Source organism: Allobosea sp. OK403, from assembly GCF_900113835.1.
GTDB lineage: Bacteria > Pseudomonadota > Alphaproteobacteria > Rhizobiales > Beijerinckiaceae > Allobosea.
Genome location: NZ_FOQV01000020.1, coordinates 1 through 14,073 on the forward strand (window position 1 = coordinate 1; position 14,073 = coordinate 14,073).

The following is a 14,073-nucleotide window of genomic DNA, read 5'->3' on the forward strand; positions in this document are numbered from 1 at the left end:
TGCGCACGATCCAGACGACCTCTGCGGATGTCGGCTTGGCGGCGCGCGAGATCACGATGGGCGCCGATGATCTGTCGAAGCGCACGGAAGAGCAGGCGAGCTCGCTGGAGGAGACCGCGGCGACGACCGAGGAGCTCGCAGCCTCGGTGAAGGCCTCGGCCCAGGCCTCCAGGCAGGCCGCCGCGATCGCAACCGAAGCGATGCAGGCGGCGCAGTCGGGCGGCACGATCGCGACTGAGGCGGTCGCTGCAATGGCGCGCATCGAGAGCGCCTCGCAGAAGATCTCCGACATCATCCGGGTGATCGACGACATCGCCTTCCAGACCAATCTGCTGGCGCTGAACGCGGCGGTGGAAGCGGCGCGGGCCGGCGATGCCGGCAAGGGCTTTGCCGTCGTCGCCTCGGAAGTGCGCACGCTGGCGCAGCGCTCGGGCGCTGCCGCCAAGGACATTTCGGGCCTGATCTCCTCGTCCAATGCCGAGGTCGGCGCAGGCGTCACGCTGGTGCGCCAGGCCGGCGACGCCCTGACCCAGATTCTCGCCGCCTCGCAAAAGGTCGCGGCCACCATCGCCGAGATCTCGGCGGCCTCCGGCGAACAGGCCAACGGCATCGACGAGATGAGCCAGGCTGTCGCCCATCTCGACGAGATGACGCAGGCCAATGCGGCGCTTGCCGAACAGAGCGCGGCCTCGGCCGGTTCGCTCTCGGGCCGCATCGTCCAACTCAACGACCTCGTCGCCGCCTTCAGGACCGGCCCTGAGGGCGCGACCGCCTCAACGACCAGCTATGCCCCGGCGTCGCGCCCGGCTGCCAGGGTAAGCGCTGCCCAGGCTCATGAACCGGCCTCCGAGCCCGCGCGCCTGCGCAAGCTCGCCGAGGCCGCCTTCGGCCAGACCAGGGTGGAAGCGCCAGCCAGACCCGCCCCTGCCCCGGCGCGGGCCGCCGCACCGGCCAAGCGCGCCGTCAACGGCCGCGCCAATGACGCGGGATGGGAGGAGTTCTGAGGCGGGGAAGGCCTGAGCGCAGCCTCAGGCTCCAACCATCTCCAAGGCTGAAGCGCCGCGCAGCCTTGCAACGTCCCGCAGCGGCGGTGCGCCGAAGAGCCGGCGATATTCGCGGCTGAACTGCGACGGGCTTTCATAGCCGACCCTGAAACCGGCGGAGGCGGCATCCAGCGCCGCGCCCAGGATGAGCCGTCGCGCCTCCTGCAGGCGCAACTGCTTCTGGTATTGCAGCGGGCTCATCGCGGTGACCGCCTTGAAGTGCTGATGCAGCGCCGAGGGGCTCATGCTCGCCTCGGACGCCAGGACCTCGATGCTGAAGGTCTTGTCGTAGTTGCGCCTGATCCAGCCTATGGCCTTGTTCACCTGCTGCAACTTGCTTTCCGCCGTCGCGATCTGGCGCAGGCGCGCCGCCTGTTCGCCATTCATCAGGCGGTAGAGGATCTCGCGCTCGGCCAGCGGCGCCAGAACCGCGATGTCATGCGGCGTCTCCAGCAGCCTGACCAGCCGCAGCATGGCATCGAGCAGTTCGGGCGCTGCCGGATTCACGGCAAGCCCCGGTCCAGCGCCGCTCTGACTACCCTCGCCGGGCTTGGTCGCGTTGGACTTGCTCTCCAGCATCAGCGCACTGAGCTGGACTGGGTCGAGATCGAGCCGCACAGAGAAATAGGGCTCCTCAGTGCTGGCCTCCACGACCTGGCCGATGATCGGCAGATCGACGGAGACGACGAGGTAATGCGTCCGATCGTAGAGATAGATCTGCTCGCCCAGCATGACCTGCTTGCGGCCCTGCACGATGATGCAGAGCGCCGGCAGATGCAGCCCATGCATCGGCTCGGTCGGCTGGCTGGAGCGGATCAGGGCAAGCCGCGGGATCGCCGTCTGATGCACGCCATCCAAGGTCACGAGGCGGCCGAGCAACGCCGCCAGTTCATCCGCCTGCCGCATCCAACCGCTCCTTCATAGGGCCGGGCCAGTCGAACCGGCGCCGGCGTCTGGATTTTCATACAATGAATTGGCGGTTCCTGCGACCCGATGCCAGCACTCACGGAGGATCAGGCAATCCTTACGGCGCTTCGGTCTATCGCCCGCGAGCCTAGATGCGGCATTCATCTCCTCGCACTGGCCCAACTAGGTGGCCGCTCGAAACACAGGAGCAAGCCATGCAATTCAACCGCGTTCTCACCGCGTTCAGCGCGCTCACCGGATCCATCCGCGCCGCCAACGCAACCCGCCCGCTCGAGATCGACCTCGAAACCCTGATGCAGCCCAACGCCGCCGAGCGCGCCATGATGGGCGTCTGGATCGCCGATGATGGAGCAACCCGGCTCTCGCTCCTGCCGAACGGCCGCTATGGCAAGACGCTCCGTGCGGGTCGCGACATCTATCGCGGCCGCTACGAGGTCGATGGGGCACGCCTCTATTTCGAGGGCGATACCGGCCGCACCGCGATCGGCGAGGCCCGCCGCGGCATTCTCACGCTGGGCGACCATCGCTTCATCAGGCCGGGCGCACGCAGCGCCGCATGAAAAAGGGCCGGCGCGGGGTGGCGCCGGCCCTCGTTTTTTCAGTAACCGCGCGTTTTTCAGTAACCGACGGTGAAGCGCTTGCGGCTATGGGCCGGCTTCTCCAACTCGTCGACCAGCGCCACCGCAAAATCCTCAGCGGAGATCGCGCTGTTGCCGCCGCCATCGACCAGCAATTGATCGCCGCCGAGACGGAACTTGCCGGTCCGCTCGCCGGGAGCGATCACGGCCGAGGGCGACAGGAAGCTCCAGTCCAGCACCTTCTCCTGGCGCAGACGCTCGAGATAGGCGCCCCCCTTCTTGGCCTCGGCATGGTAGGCTGCCGGGAAATCGGGCGTATCGAATAGCTTCACGCCGGGTGCGACCTCCAGGCTGCCTGCACCGCCGACGACGAGGTAGCGCTTGACGCCGGACTGCTTCACCGCCCCGAGCAGGGCATCCGCATCGCTCGCCAGATAATGGACGGAGCTGATCACCGCATCATGGCCGGCGAGCAGCCTGGCAAGGCTCTCCTTGTCGAAGATATCGCCCTTGACGGCGGTGACGCCCGCCAGCGCCGGAACCTTCTCCGGATTGCGGACAACGGCCGTGACCTGATGGCCGCGGGAGACGAGCTCCGACAGAATGCGCGAACCGATGAAGCCGGTGGCGCCGATGAGTGCGATTGTCATGACACGGTCCTGTTTTTCTAGTATCTGATGGATACTACCTCTCCAATGGGACCTAGATGGCTCGGTCGTTCCCTTCCGTAAAGAAGGCACTTCCGCGAGACATGGTCACCTCCAGGAAACCCGCATGCTGCAGCGCCCCGACCCCTTCAATGCGCAATGCCCGACGCGGCGGGTGCTCGACCGCATCGGCGACAAATGGGCGGTGCTGATCCTGATCCTGCTCGAGCATGAGACGCTTCGCTTCAACGAACTGCGCCGGCGCATCCAAGCGATCTCTCAGAAGATGCTGTCGCAGACGCTGAAGAGCCTCGAGCGCGACGGGCTGATCCGCCGCGAGGCCTTCCCGACCGTGCCGGTTACGGTCGAATATTCGCTGACCGAGCTCGGCCGGACGCTGGCCGTGACCGTCGACAGCCTGAGGATCTGGGCGGAAACCCATATCGGCACGGTCGAGGAGGCGCAGCGGCGCTATGACCGCGGGGCCGAGCCGTATTTGGCTGGAACCGCGTCGCGCTAGCCTTTCCCGTCGTTTCGTGTATATGCCCAGCCAACCGGCGTGAAAGCCGGCTGCGCATCCTCTCCTCGATGAGAGCGATTGCGGGCTTCGGACCTTGCTGGACGACATCCCGGCCTGGCCCGCCAGATCAACCCCAATATGAGGATCTCACGATGTCGATCACTGCCGAGCGCAAGACTGCGCTCATGAAGGAACACGCCACCAAGCCGAACGACACCGGCTCGCCGGAAGTCCAGGTCGCGATCCTGACGGAACGCATCAACAACCTGACCGGCCACTTCAAGTCGCATGTCAAGGACAACCATTCGCGTCGCGGCCTGCTCAAGATGGTTTCGCAGCGCCGTTCGCTGCTCGACTATCTCAAGAGCAAGAGCGAGCCGCGCTATAAGAGCCTGATCGAGAAGCTCGGCATCCGCCGCTGATCGAGCGCTGACTGCTTCACGCCCGGTGCGACATCGCTCCGGGCGGTTTTCCAGGATCTGCCGCAATGGGGCGGCGTCCTGATTTCATCGCGGGAGCCGCAAGGGGCGGCCTTCCCGCATGACCCGCCGGGCGTCCTCGATGTCCATGGCAGGATCGCCGAGCGCTCGGGCGCATATTTTCACAAAAACCCGAGCTTTCCGCCGTCTTGCTCATGGGCCGGAGACACCGGCCGGGTCGCATCCGATCCGAAAGACAAATCCATGTTCGATGTACAGACCGAAGAACTGATCTGGGGCGGGCGCAAACTCGTGCTCGAAACCGGTAAGATCGCCCGCCAGGCCGACGCGGCCGTGCTCGCGACCTATGGCGAGACCGTGGTGCTCGCCACCGTCGTCTCCGCCAAGTCGCCCAAGGCCGGGATCGACTTCTTCCCGCTGACCGTGAACTACCAGGAAAAGACCTTCGCAGCCGGCCGCATTCCCGGCGGCTATTTCAAGCGCGAGGGACGCCCGACCGAGAAGGAGACGCTGGTCTCGCGCCTGATCGACCGGCCGATCCGTCCGCTCTTCGTCGAGGGCTACCGCAATGAGACGCAGGTCGTCTGCACCGTGCTGCAGCATGACCTCGAGAACGATCCCGACATCGTCGCGATGGTCGCCGCCTCCGCCGCGCTGACGCTGTCCGGCGTGCCCTTCACGGGCCCGGTCGGCGCTGCCCGCGTCGGTTATTTCGACGGCGCCTATAAGCTCAACCCGCTGGTCGACGAGATCAAGGAATCGCAGCTCGACCTCGTCGTCGCCGGCACGCCCGACGCCGTCCTGATGGTGGAATCGGAGGCCAAGCAGCTCTCCGAGGAGATCATGCTCGGCGCCGTGATGTTCGGCCACAAGCACTTCCAGCCGGTGATCGACGCCATCATCCGCCTGGCCGAGAAGGCCGCCAAGGAGCCGCGCGATTATGTTCCGGCCGACAACTCTGTCGTGCTCGACGCCGTCCTCAAGCTGGTCGATGCGGATATCCGCGCCGCCTACCAGATCAGGACCAAGGCCGAGCGCTACAAGGCACTGGACGCCGCCAAGGCCAAGGTCGCTTCGCTGATCTCGGAGACGCCGGACGGCAAGACCACCTTCACCAAGGAGCAGGTCGGCGGCCAGTTCAAGGAAGCCCAGGCCAAGGTCGTGCGCTGGACCATCCTCGACGACGGCGTCCGCATCGACGGCCGTGATCTCAAGACCGTGCGCAAGATCGTCGCGGAAGCCGGCATCCTGCCGCGCACCCACGGCTCGGCGCTGTTCACTCGCGGCGAGACGCAGGCGCTGGTCGTAACCACGCTGGGCACTGGCGACGACGAGCAGTTCATCGACTCGCTGGAAGGCACCTACAAGGAAACCTTCCTGCTGCACTACAACTTCCCTCCCTATTCGGTTGGTGAAGCTGGCCGCATGGGCTCGCCCGGCCGCCGCGAAATCGGCCATGGCAAGCTCGCCTGGCGCGCCATTCGCCCGATGCTGCCGGCGAAGTCGGAGTTCCCCTACACCATCCGCGTCGTCTCGGAGATCACCGAGTCGAACGGCTCCTCCTCGATGGCTACCGTCTGCGGCACCTCGCTTGCCCTGATGGACGCCGGCGTGCCGCTGAAGGCACCGGTTGCGGGCATCGCGATGGGCCTGATCCTGGAAGGCGAGCGCTTCGCGGTGCTCTCCGACATCCTGGGTGACGAGGACCATCTCGGCGACATGGACTTCAAGGTCGCCGGCACGGCCGAGGGCATCACCTCGCTGCAGATGGACATCAAGATCGCCGGCATCACCGAGGAGATCATGAAGGTCGCCCTCGATCAGGCCAAGGGCGGTCGCGACCACATCCTCGGCGAGATGAACAAGGCGCTTTCGGTCTCGCGCGGCCAGCTTGGCGAGTACGCCCCGCGCATCGAGACGATGAAGATCCCGGTCGACAAGATCCGTGAAGTCATCGGCTCCGGCGGCAAGGTCATCCGCGAAATCGTCGAGAAGACCGGCGCGAAGGTCAACATCGAGGACGACGGCACCATCAAGATCGCCTCGGCCGACGGCAAGTCGATCGAAGCCGCGATCAAGTGGATCAAGTCGATCGTCTCCGAAGCCGAAGTCGGCATGATCTATGACGGCACCGTCGTGAAGATCATGGAGTTCGGCGCCTTCGTGAACTTCTTCGGCGCCAAGGACGGCCTGGTCCATATTTCGGAGCTGGCCGCGGCTCGCGTCCAGAAGGTCTCGGACGTCGTCAAGGAAGGCGACAAGGTCAAGGTCAAGTTCCTCGGCCAGGACGAGCGCGGCAAGATCCGCCTCTCAATGAAGGTCGTCGACCAGGAGACCGGCGAGGATCTGACCGAGAAGCTCAAGGCCGCTCGCGACGCCGAGAAGAGCCGCGAGCGCGGCGCCGCCGAGTAAGCAGCGCACGATTCACGTGAAACGAGACGCCCCGCATCGCAGGATGCGGGGCGTTTTTTATTGTCGGTACGCTAGAGCAGGATGCGATGCTGACAGATCCATGATGCGAGCTGCCGCAATCTCGCGCGGCAATCCAGGGTCGATCAATGAAGTCTTTCACTGTCCCAGCCGCCGATGCAGAGCTGCGCTATCACGACATCGCAGGCGAGGGCCCTGCGCTTCTCTTCATCCATGGGCTGGGCTGCGCCTCGTCCTGCGACTATCCGAGCATCGCAGCGGACGCCGCCTTGCGGGGGCGGCGGATGCTCCTGGTCGACCTGCTGGGCTCCGGCTTCAGCGATCGGCCGACCGGATTCGGCTACACCATCGAGGACCATGCCCGCAGCATCGTCGCTCTGACCGAGCATCTGCGATTGACCGAGCTCGATCTCTTCGGCCACAGCATGGGCGGAGCGGTGGCCATCATGGCGGCGCGGATGCTGGCTGGGCGCCTCAGGCGGCTCGTCCTCGGCGAGCCCAATCTGGAGCCCGGCGGAGGCTTTTTCAGCCGGCGCATCGCCGCCATGACCGAGCGCGACTATATCGAGCGCGGCCATGACGCGCTCGTCCAGGCCAGCCGCTCCGAAGGCAACGGCATCTGGGCCGCATCGCTCGCCATCAGCGCCCCCTATGCGGCGCATCGCGGGGCCTGCTCATTGGTCGCCGGCAGCACTCCGAGCTGGCGCGAGATGCTGGCGGATCTGCCGCAGCCGCGCTGCGTCCTGTTCGGAGAGGCTAGCCTTCCAAACAGTGATGCGGAGGACCTTCCCCGGCTCGGCGTCAACGTCGCCATCATAGCGGCGGCCGGGCATTCCATGGCTTGGGAAAATCCCGCCGGCCTGGCCCAGGCGATCGCACGCGACTTGTCCTGATTGGGCCCGGTCGGCGTAAAGCCGAGGTGACGGCTTACCTTCAATGGTCTAGACTATTACGACCATGGAGATTGGCATGCCCGACCACACCCTCACCTCCCTCGATGACCTTGCGGCACTTTATCCCAACCCGATCGCCCCGGCCTCGGTCGCCAAGGAGATCGATCACGTCGATGCGAATTACGGGGCGCTGATCGCCGCCTCGCCGTTTTTCGTGCTCGCGACCAATGGTCCGGACGGTCTGGATTGCTCACCGCGTGGGGATATGCCGGGCTTCGTGCGACTCCGGGACGCGAAAACGCTCCTGATTCCGGACAGAAGAGGCAATAACCGTTTGGATTCATTGAAGAATATCCTGTTCGACGATCGAATCGGAATGCTCTTTCTGATCCCCGGTTACGGCGAAACGCTGCGCGTGAACGGCACGGCGACGCTTTCGACCGATCCCGAGCTCTGCGCGAGCTTCGCGATGGCCGGAAAGCTGCCGGCCTGCGTGATCGTGGTCGCGGTGGAGAGCGTCTACTTCCAGTGCTCGCGCGCAGTGGTGCGCGCCGACCTCTGGAACCCGGCGGTGCAGGTCGACAAGCGCAGCCTGCCGAGCGCCGGACAGATCCTGCGCGGGATCACGGAGAAGAACGACAAGGTCGAGACCTTCGACGGCGAAGCCTATGACAAGGAGCTGCCTGAGCGCGTGAAGGCGACGCTGTATTGAAGAGGTTGAACGAGCGGTAACCTTATCATTCCGGGGCTTCGCACAGCGAAGAACCCGGAACCCACGACTAGGTGGGCGCTCCAACCGCAATCTCTCACCCAGTCGTGGGTTCCGGGTTCGGCCCAGAGGGCCGCCCCGGAATGACAGGCTGGCTTCGGCTCACAGCAGCCCTTCATTCCCTGCCAGCACCTTCAGGTTCATGTCCGGCCTCGCGCCGACATGGCTGATGACCTCGGCGGCGGCGAGCGCGCCCAGGCGCAATGCGTCGCGCACCTCGCGACCCGAGGTCAGACCGAAGAGGAAACCGGCGGCGAAGAGATCGCCCGCGCCGGTGCTGTCGACGATGCGCTCGACGGGGAAGACCGGCTCGACGACGATGCCGTCCGGCGTCACGGCCAGAGCGCCCTTCTCCGAACGGGTTACGGCGGCCAAAATGTTCTCGGCCCGCAAGGCCGCCAGCGCCGTCTCGAAATCAGCGGTCTGGTAGAGACTCTTCAGCTCGTGCTCATTGGCGAAGACGATGTCGACCATGCGATTGCGGATCAGGCCGAGGAACTCGTCGCGATAGCGATCGACGCAGAAGGAATCCGACAAGGTGATGGCGACGCGGCCGCCTGCCTTGTGGGCGATCTCGGAGGCCTTGCGGAAGGCCTCCTTGGCGGCCGGCGGGTCCCAGAGATAGCCTTCGAGATAGATAATGTCGGCGCTCTCGACCGCCTTGGCATCGACATCGCCGACAGTGAGCCCCTGGCAAGCGCCGAGATAGGTGTTCATCGTGCGCTCGCCATCGGGCGTGACGATGATGAAGGAGCGCGCGGTCGCGGGACCTTCCGTCGCGAAGGCCGTGTCGAAGGATACGCCGAGCGAGGTCAGGTCATGCCGGTAGAGCCTGCCGAGCTCGTCGGCCTTGACCTTGCCGATGAAGGCGCCCTTGCCGCCGAAGGAGGCGAGACCGGCGATGGTGTTGGCGGCCGAACCGCCGGAAATGACCTTGCCCGGGCCCATGGCGGCGTAGAGCGCCTCGGCGCGGGCCTCGTCGATCAGCATCATCGCGCCTTTGGCGAGATCGTGCTTGGCCAGGAAGTCCTCCTCGGCGGAGGCGATGACGTCGACGATGGCGTTGCCGAGAGCGAGGACGTCGGTGCGCGAATGGCTCATGAACAGGTCCGGATGCTGATCTTAAGGAGAGGTTGGCGGCGCGTGTTGCATCCGCCGGGCTTCGGGTCAAGCAAGTCGGGCTCAATCCGGCGCAGCGGTGCGGCGAATCGCGGCTTCGTCGAGGATATCCGCAAGACGTTTGAGTTCGTCGCGCTCCAGGACCGCGATCTCGCGGGCGAGGCGGTTGGCGAGCAGCGTCGCCTCGGCATCGAGGCCGGCCGTATCGACAGTGACACGCGGATGCGAGAGATCCGCAAGGCGTACCAATTCATCCGCCTCGTCCCAGATCACGCCCAGCACATGGATGACGCCCTGGATCAGCACGAAGGTCGGCCGACCGCGCTTGCCGTGCTCAAGCGCCGAGAGATAGGCAGGCGTAACGCCGAGCGCGCCCGCCATTTGCGCCAAGGTGACGCCACGAGCCGCGCGCAGGGCCCGCACCCTCTGCCCGAAGGGGGTCATGGCCCGATCTCGCGCTGGCGGCGCAGGCGTATATAGAGCGCCCCTGTTCCGCCATGGCGCTGCTCGGCCTCCTCGAAGCCGACGACCAGCGGACGCAGATCGGGCAGGCGCAGCCAATGCGGCACCATGCGCCGCAGCACCCCGCGTTCCTCGCCGAACAGGCTGTCTCCCGCCGCTCCCTTGCCGGTGACGACCAGCGCGAGCTTGCAGCCGCGCGCCTGCTCGCGCCGCAGAAAGGCGCGCAATGCCAGATGCGCTTCGTCCTGGCGCATGCCGTGCAGATCGATCACCGCCTCGACGCCCTGCTGGCCGCGCCGCAATTGGGTGCGCAGGCGGCGTTCGAGCGGCGCCAATGGCGGTGGCGTGGGTTTGGATTGGACCGGTTTCGCCGCCACCACGAGAATAGTGGCCTCGGCCATGATCGGGGTGGGTGCAGCTGGCTCCGGCTGCTCGGGCTCGACCGGCTTGCGGCCGGGAAGCGGAGTCACCGAGCGCGCGACTTCGCGCCAGAGCGCGATATCGGCCGGCGACAATGTCTTGCCCCGCCGCGACCGCATCGTCAGGGCCTCTGATCGCGCGGCCAGAGCACGGTGAAATCGAAGTTGTGGCGGATCAACCCCGCCCGATGTCCGGCCGCCGCGCCCGAACCGACGAAGAGGTCGACCCGCGCCGGCCCGAGGATCGCCGAGCCGGTATCCTGCGCGATCATCAGCCTCGAAAGCCGTTCGCTGCCACCTTGCCCATCGGGGATCGTGGCGTCGATCCAGGCGGGCAGGCCATAGGGCCAGACCGTGCGGTCGATCGCGATGCTGCGCAAAGGCGTCAATGGCAAGCCGGCTCCGCCGATCGGCCCGGAGCCCGGCGGCAGATCGTCCCGGCGCGCGAAGAAGACGAAGGAACGGTTGAGCGCGATCAGATCGCGGGCGAAGCCGGCATCGGCTTTCAATCGCGCGATCAATCGGTCCATCGTCATCTCTGCAGGCGGGATGTTCTCGCGCTCGCTCAGCGCCCGGCCGAGCGAGGTATAGGGATGGCCGTTGCGGCCGGAATAGACCAGCCGCGTCACCCGGCCATCGGGCAGACGGATCCGGCCGGAGCCCTGGACCTGCAGCACGAAGCGATCGACCGGATCGCGCATCCAGAGGATTTCGAGCTTCTGGCCATCGAGCGCGCCGGCCTCGATCGCGGCGCGATCAGGGAAGGGCACGAGCCCCCCCGCCGTCTGGCGCGCGGCCGAAAGCCCTGCCTCGATGCCCGGCCAGTCATCGCCGGGCTGGCGGGTCACCAGATCGGCCGGGCGGCCATAGAGCGGTGTCGGAAAAGCTGCGGAGCGCATGAGGGAGCCTTCGAATTCGGGCTCGAAATAGCCCGTCATGAAGCCGGTCTCAGCGGTCGCGGCGCGGATTCGCCAGAACGAGAAATTCTGCTCGAAAAACCGACGCGCCGTCTCGCGATCGGGTCGGGCCTTCTTCGTCAGAAGACGGGCGCGGGCGCAGATGAAGTCCAGCACTTCGGGGGTCGGTACAGAGGCTCGCAGCGGCGGGTCTGTCATGCAACCGCGTGCGAAGATGTCCAGGGCAATGCGATGATCGTCCTTGGCCCATCCCGCAATGCCGGCGACGGACACCGCTTCGGCGCGCGCGCCCGGCGGCAGCGGCGGGGTTTGGGCGAGCGCTGCGCTCATGGCCGCACCGCACGCCACGAGGCCAAGCGCCAGCGCAGCAACGGCGCCACGGATCACGCGGCGGATTCGGTGGCGACCAGGAGCCAGTTGGGGTCGCGGCTGCCGAGCTGGCGCGCGAAAGTCCAGATGTCGTTGACCTCGGAGACCGCTTCGGCGCTGCCGTCGACGACTGCGCCTTGAGCATCGCGCGTGACGCTGATCAATTGCGAGACGAAGGCCAGCGTGACCTGGCCGTTCTTGCCCTTGACGTCGACGGCGGTGATCTCCGCCTTGTCGATCGAGACGAAGGAGGATTCCGCCTTCTCGCCGCGCTTCTCACGATCCGTGATCGCCTGCTCGAAGCCCTCATAGACCTCCTTGGCGAGGAGACCTTTCAGCACCTTGCGGTCGCCCCGCGCGAAGGCGGTGACGATGGTCTCATAGGCCGCCTTGGCGCCGCCGATGAAGGCGCGCGGATCGAAGCCTGGCTCCTGCCGGATGATCGCCTCGATGCCGGCAACGATGGCCGAATCCGCTGGCGCGATATCCTTCCAGCGGTCGGCGGCGGGAGCCGGGCTCACCACGGGATCATTCGCCGCGCCGGGCAGGCGGATGACGTTGTCGCGCTTGCTGTCGGCCGGGGGTGCCTGGTCGGGCCGCAGCGGCGCTCCCTCGCGACGCGCGAACGGATCGGTCGGCGGCTGTTCCTGACCGGTCTTCTGACCCAGAACCGAGCGCAGCTTCCAGGCGACGAAAACGGCCAGAGCCAGGAAAACAATCGTCGTCATGTCGAAGGAATTTTGCATCGAAACCTGATCCGAAGCTCCAGTGGCCACCTTACATCGGCCTGTCCCCTAAAGGTTTTCGGCCGTGAAGCGTGATATGGTGATCAAGGCTCGTAACATCCACCCCTGAACTTGTGAAGGCGGCTTCTTGTGCCAGGGTGGCGTCCATGATAGCCGACGCCCGCATTGCACCGCAGGACGGCGCGCAGTCCCGAACGTCTTAATCCGGCCCGGGATTTCCTTAAGTCAGCCTTCAGATCATGATGGGACCGATGGCCAACGACATTCCCAACGGCAACGGCGCGCAAGCCCCCGAGGCAGCTCCGAGCATGAGCGCCCTGATCCAGTACACCAAGGACTTCTCCTTCGAGAATCCCAAGGCGCCGCGCTCGCTCAGCCAGCAGACGCAGCAGGGACCGCAGATGTCGCTGCAGGTCAACGTCTCGACTGCGCCGCTCGGCGAGGACGATTACGAGACCGTGCTGCAGCTCGAGGGCAAGGCCGAGCTCGGCGGCGAAACGCTGTTCGCCTTCGATCTCAGCTATGGCGGCGTGTTCCGCATCCAGAACGTACCGCAGGAGCACATCCACCCTGTGCTGGTGATCGACTGCGCCCGCCTGCTCTTCCCCTTCGCCCGGCAGATCATCGCCGAGGCGGTCCAGAACGGCGGCTTCCCGCCCTTCTATGTGCCGCCGATCGATTTCGCGGCCTTGTTCCAGCAGCGCGTGCAGGAGCTCCAGGCCCAGGGCGCGCCGAACGCCTGAGCCTTCCGGCAGCAAGACTTGCCGGCGGCATGAATTGTCACGGAAAGGGCCCTAGAGCCGGATGATTTCAGATGGGGTCACAGAGTGATCCCATCTGAAATCTGAATCCGCCTCTCACCAAAGAGTGAGAGCAGGACCAATGCGAAAAACCGGTTCCCACTTTTTCGCATCCTGCTCTCGCGGCCCTTTTTCGTTAACGGTGCGGCTCGCTCCCCCCTTGCGGCCGGCCAGGGGAGCTTCCATCTCGCGGAGCAGTCGACGGCGGACGCTCATTCGGGCGCCCGCCGTTTCGCGAGATGAAGGAGCCGGGATGGACTATCTGATGACGCTTGCCGCCGACCCCACGGTGTGGGCTGCGCTCGGGGCATTGATCGCCATGGAAGTCGTTCTGGGCATCGACAACCTGATCTTCATCTCGATCCTGACCAACAAGCTTCCGGCAGAACAGCGTGCGCGCGGCCGCAGGATCGGCATCGGGCTGGCGCTGATCCTGCGGCTCGGCCTGCTCTCGACCGTCGCCATCATCGTGCAATTGACCGCCCCGGTCTTCTCGGTGCTCGGCAAGGCGTTCTCCTGGCGCGACCTCATCCTGATCGCCGGCGGCCTCTTCCTGGTCTGGAAGGCGACGAAGGAAATCCATCACAAGGTCGACACCGACCATGGGCCGGACGTCTTCGACGGCGGCAAGGCCGCAGCCGTCACCTTCGGTGGCGTCATCGTCCAGATCCTGCTGCTCGACCTCGTCTTCTCCATCGACAGCATCATCACCGCCGTCGGCATGACCGACCATATCCCGGTGATGGTGATCGCCGTCGTCTTCGCGGTTCTGGTGATGCTGCTCGCAGCCGACCCACTGGCGAGCTTCATCGAGCGCAACCCGACCATCGTGATGCTGGCACTCGGCTTCCTGCTGATGATCGGCGGCACGCTGATCGGCGAGGGTTTTGGCGCGCATGTGCCCAAGGGCTATATCTACGCCGCCATGGCCTTCTCTGCTGCGATCGAGGGGCTGAACATGCTGTCGCGGCGCAAGAGGAGGAGCTGATCGCTC

The 14,073-nt window shown here is 65.7% G+C and carries 16 protein-coding genes; 9 read left to right on the forward strand and 7 right to left on the reverse strand.

Going from position 1 to position 14,073, the window contains the following annotated elements; translation table 11 throughout:
- Positions 1–1,004: methyl-accepting chemotaxis protein (locus tag BMZ97_RS30130; protein WP_244546680.1), on the forward strand; the 1,004-nt coding region annotated here is incomplete at its 5' end.
- Positions 1,005–1,028: 24 nt separating this feature from the next.
- Here the strand turns inward: BMZ97_RS30130 and BMZ97_RS30135 are convergent.
- Entirely contained in the window at positions 1,029–1,949 is a 921-nt protein-coding gene (locus BMZ97_RS30135) for an AraC family transcriptional regulator (RefSeq protein ID WP_092178466.1), read from the reverse strand.
- Between the two features lie 215 nt (positions 1,950–2,164).
- Between BMZ97_RS30135 and BMZ97_RS30140 the strand changes: the two genes are divergently transcribed.
- A complete protein-coding gene (locus BMZ97_RS30140) occupies positions 2,165–2,530 on the forward strand; it encodes an Atu4866 domain-containing protein (protein ID WP_175525803.1) in 366 nt (121 codons plus the stop codon).
- Between the two features lie 56 nt (positions 2,531–2,586).
- Here the strand turns inward: BMZ97_RS30140 and BMZ97_RS30145 are convergent, their stop codons facing one another.
- Positions 2,587–3,198, reverse strand: coding sequence for an NAD(P)-dependent oxidoreductase (locus BMZ97_RS30145; RefSeq protein ID WP_092178470.1), 612 nt, complete (start codon positions 3,196–3,198; stop codon positions 2,587–2,589).
- Between the two features lie 127 nt (positions 3,199–3,325).
- Here BMZ97_RS30145 and BMZ97_RS30150 point away from each other — a divergent pair, with 127 nt between their 5' ends.
- The 5 genes from BMZ97_RS30150 (at position 3,326) to BMZ97_RS30170 (ending at position 8,190) form a co-directional block, all read left to right on the forward strand.
- Complete coding sequence (locus BMZ97_RS30150) at positions 3,326–3,715, forward strand: winged helix-turn-helix transcriptional regulator (RefSeq protein WP_092178532.1); 390 nt, start codon at positions 3,326–3,328, stop codon at positions 3,713–3,715.
- A 152-nt stretch (positions 3,716–3,867) separates the two neighbouring features.
- On the forward strand, positions 3,868–4,137 hold the full coding sequence (gene rpsO, locus BMZ97_RS30155; protein ID WP_069689097.1) for a 30S ribosomal protein S15: 270 nt from the start codon (positions 3,868–3,870) through the stop codon (positions 4,135–4,137).
- 261 nt (positions 4,138–4,398) lie between these two features.
- Positions 4,399–6,567 carry a polyribonucleotide nucleotidyltransferase gene (gene pnp, locus BMZ97_RS30160; RefSeq protein WP_092178472.1) on the forward strand — a complete coding sequence of 723 codons (2,169 nt, stop codon included), beginning with the start codon at positions 4,399–4,401 and terminating at the stop codon, positions 6,565–6,567.
- A 146-nt stretch (positions 6,568–6,713) separates the two neighbouring features.
- The gene (locus BMZ97_RS30165) at positions 6,714–7,478 is read left to right on the forward strand and encodes an alpha/beta fold hydrolase (RefSeq protein ID WP_092178474.1); all 765 of its coding nucleotides are present in this window, start codon (positions 6,714–6,716) and stop codon (positions 7,476–7,478) included.
- A gap of 76 nt (positions 7,479–7,554) precedes the next feature.
- Complete coding sequence (locus BMZ97_RS30170; RefSeq protein WP_092178476.1) at positions 7,555–8,190, forward strand: pyridoxamine 5'-phosphate oxidase family protein; 636 nt, start codon at positions 7,555–7,557, stop codon at positions 8,188–8,190.
- A 159-nt stretch (positions 8,191–8,349) separates the two neighbouring features.
- On the opposite strand, the gene BMZ97_RS30175 is transcribed toward BMZ97_RS30170, so the two are convergent.
- The 5 genes from BMZ97_RS30175 to BMZ97_RS30195 form a co-directional block, all read right to left on the reverse strand.
- Positions 8,350–9,348 (reverse strand): adenosine kinase, encoded by a 999-nt coding sequence (locus tag BMZ97_RS30175; protein WP_092178478.1) that lies wholly within the window; start codon positions 9,346–9,348, stop codon positions 8,350–8,352.
- A gap of 81 nt (positions 9,349–9,429) precedes the next feature.
- Positions 9,430–9,810: a helix-turn-helix domain-containing protein gene (locus BMZ97_RS30180; protein ID WP_092178480.1), complete on the reverse strand. Its 381-nt coding sequence runs from the start codon at positions 9,808–9,810 to the stop codon at positions 9,430–9,432.
- Positions 9,807–10,367, reverse strand: coding sequence for a Smr/MutS family protein (locus tag BMZ97_RS30185; protein WP_092178482.1), 561 nt, complete (start codon positions 10,365–10,367; stop codon positions 9,807–9,809). The genes BMZ97_RS30180 and BMZ97_RS30185 overlap by 4 nt, the downstream gene beginning before the upstream one ends.
- Before the next feature lie 2 nt (positions 10,368–10,369).
- The gene (locus tag BMZ97_RS30190; protein ID WP_092178484.1) at positions 10,370–11,551 is read right to left on the reverse strand and encodes a murein transglycosylase A; all 1,182 of its coding nucleotides are present in this window, start codon (positions 11,549–11,551) and stop codon (positions 10,370–10,372) included.
- The gene (locus BMZ97_RS30195) at positions 11,548–12,279 is read right to left on the reverse strand and encodes a Tim44/TimA family putative adaptor protein (protein ID WP_092178486.1); all 732 of its coding nucleotides are present in this window, start codon (positions 12,277–12,279) and stop codon (positions 11,548–11,550) included. Before BMZ97_RS30195 ends, BMZ97_RS30190 begins: the two co-directional genes overlap by 4 nt.
- Before the next feature lie 251 nt (positions 12,280–12,530).
- Between BMZ97_RS30195 and secB the strand changes: the two genes are divergently transcribed.
- Both secB and BMZ97_RS30205 read left to right on the forward strand, forming a co-directional pair.
- Complete coding sequence (secB, locus tag BMZ97_RS30200; protein WP_092178488.1) at positions 12,531–13,022, forward strand: protein-export chaperone SecB; 492 nt, start codon at positions 12,531–12,533, stop codon at positions 13,020–13,022.
- A gap of 310 nt (positions 13,023–13,332) precedes the next feature.
- The gene (locus tag BMZ97_RS30205) at positions 13,333–14,067 is read left to right on the forward strand and encodes a TerC family protein (protein WP_092178490.1); all 735 of its coding nucleotides are present in this window, start codon (positions 13,333–13,335) and stop codon (positions 14,065–14,067) included.
- Positions 14,068–14,073: the final 6 nt, after the last annotated feature.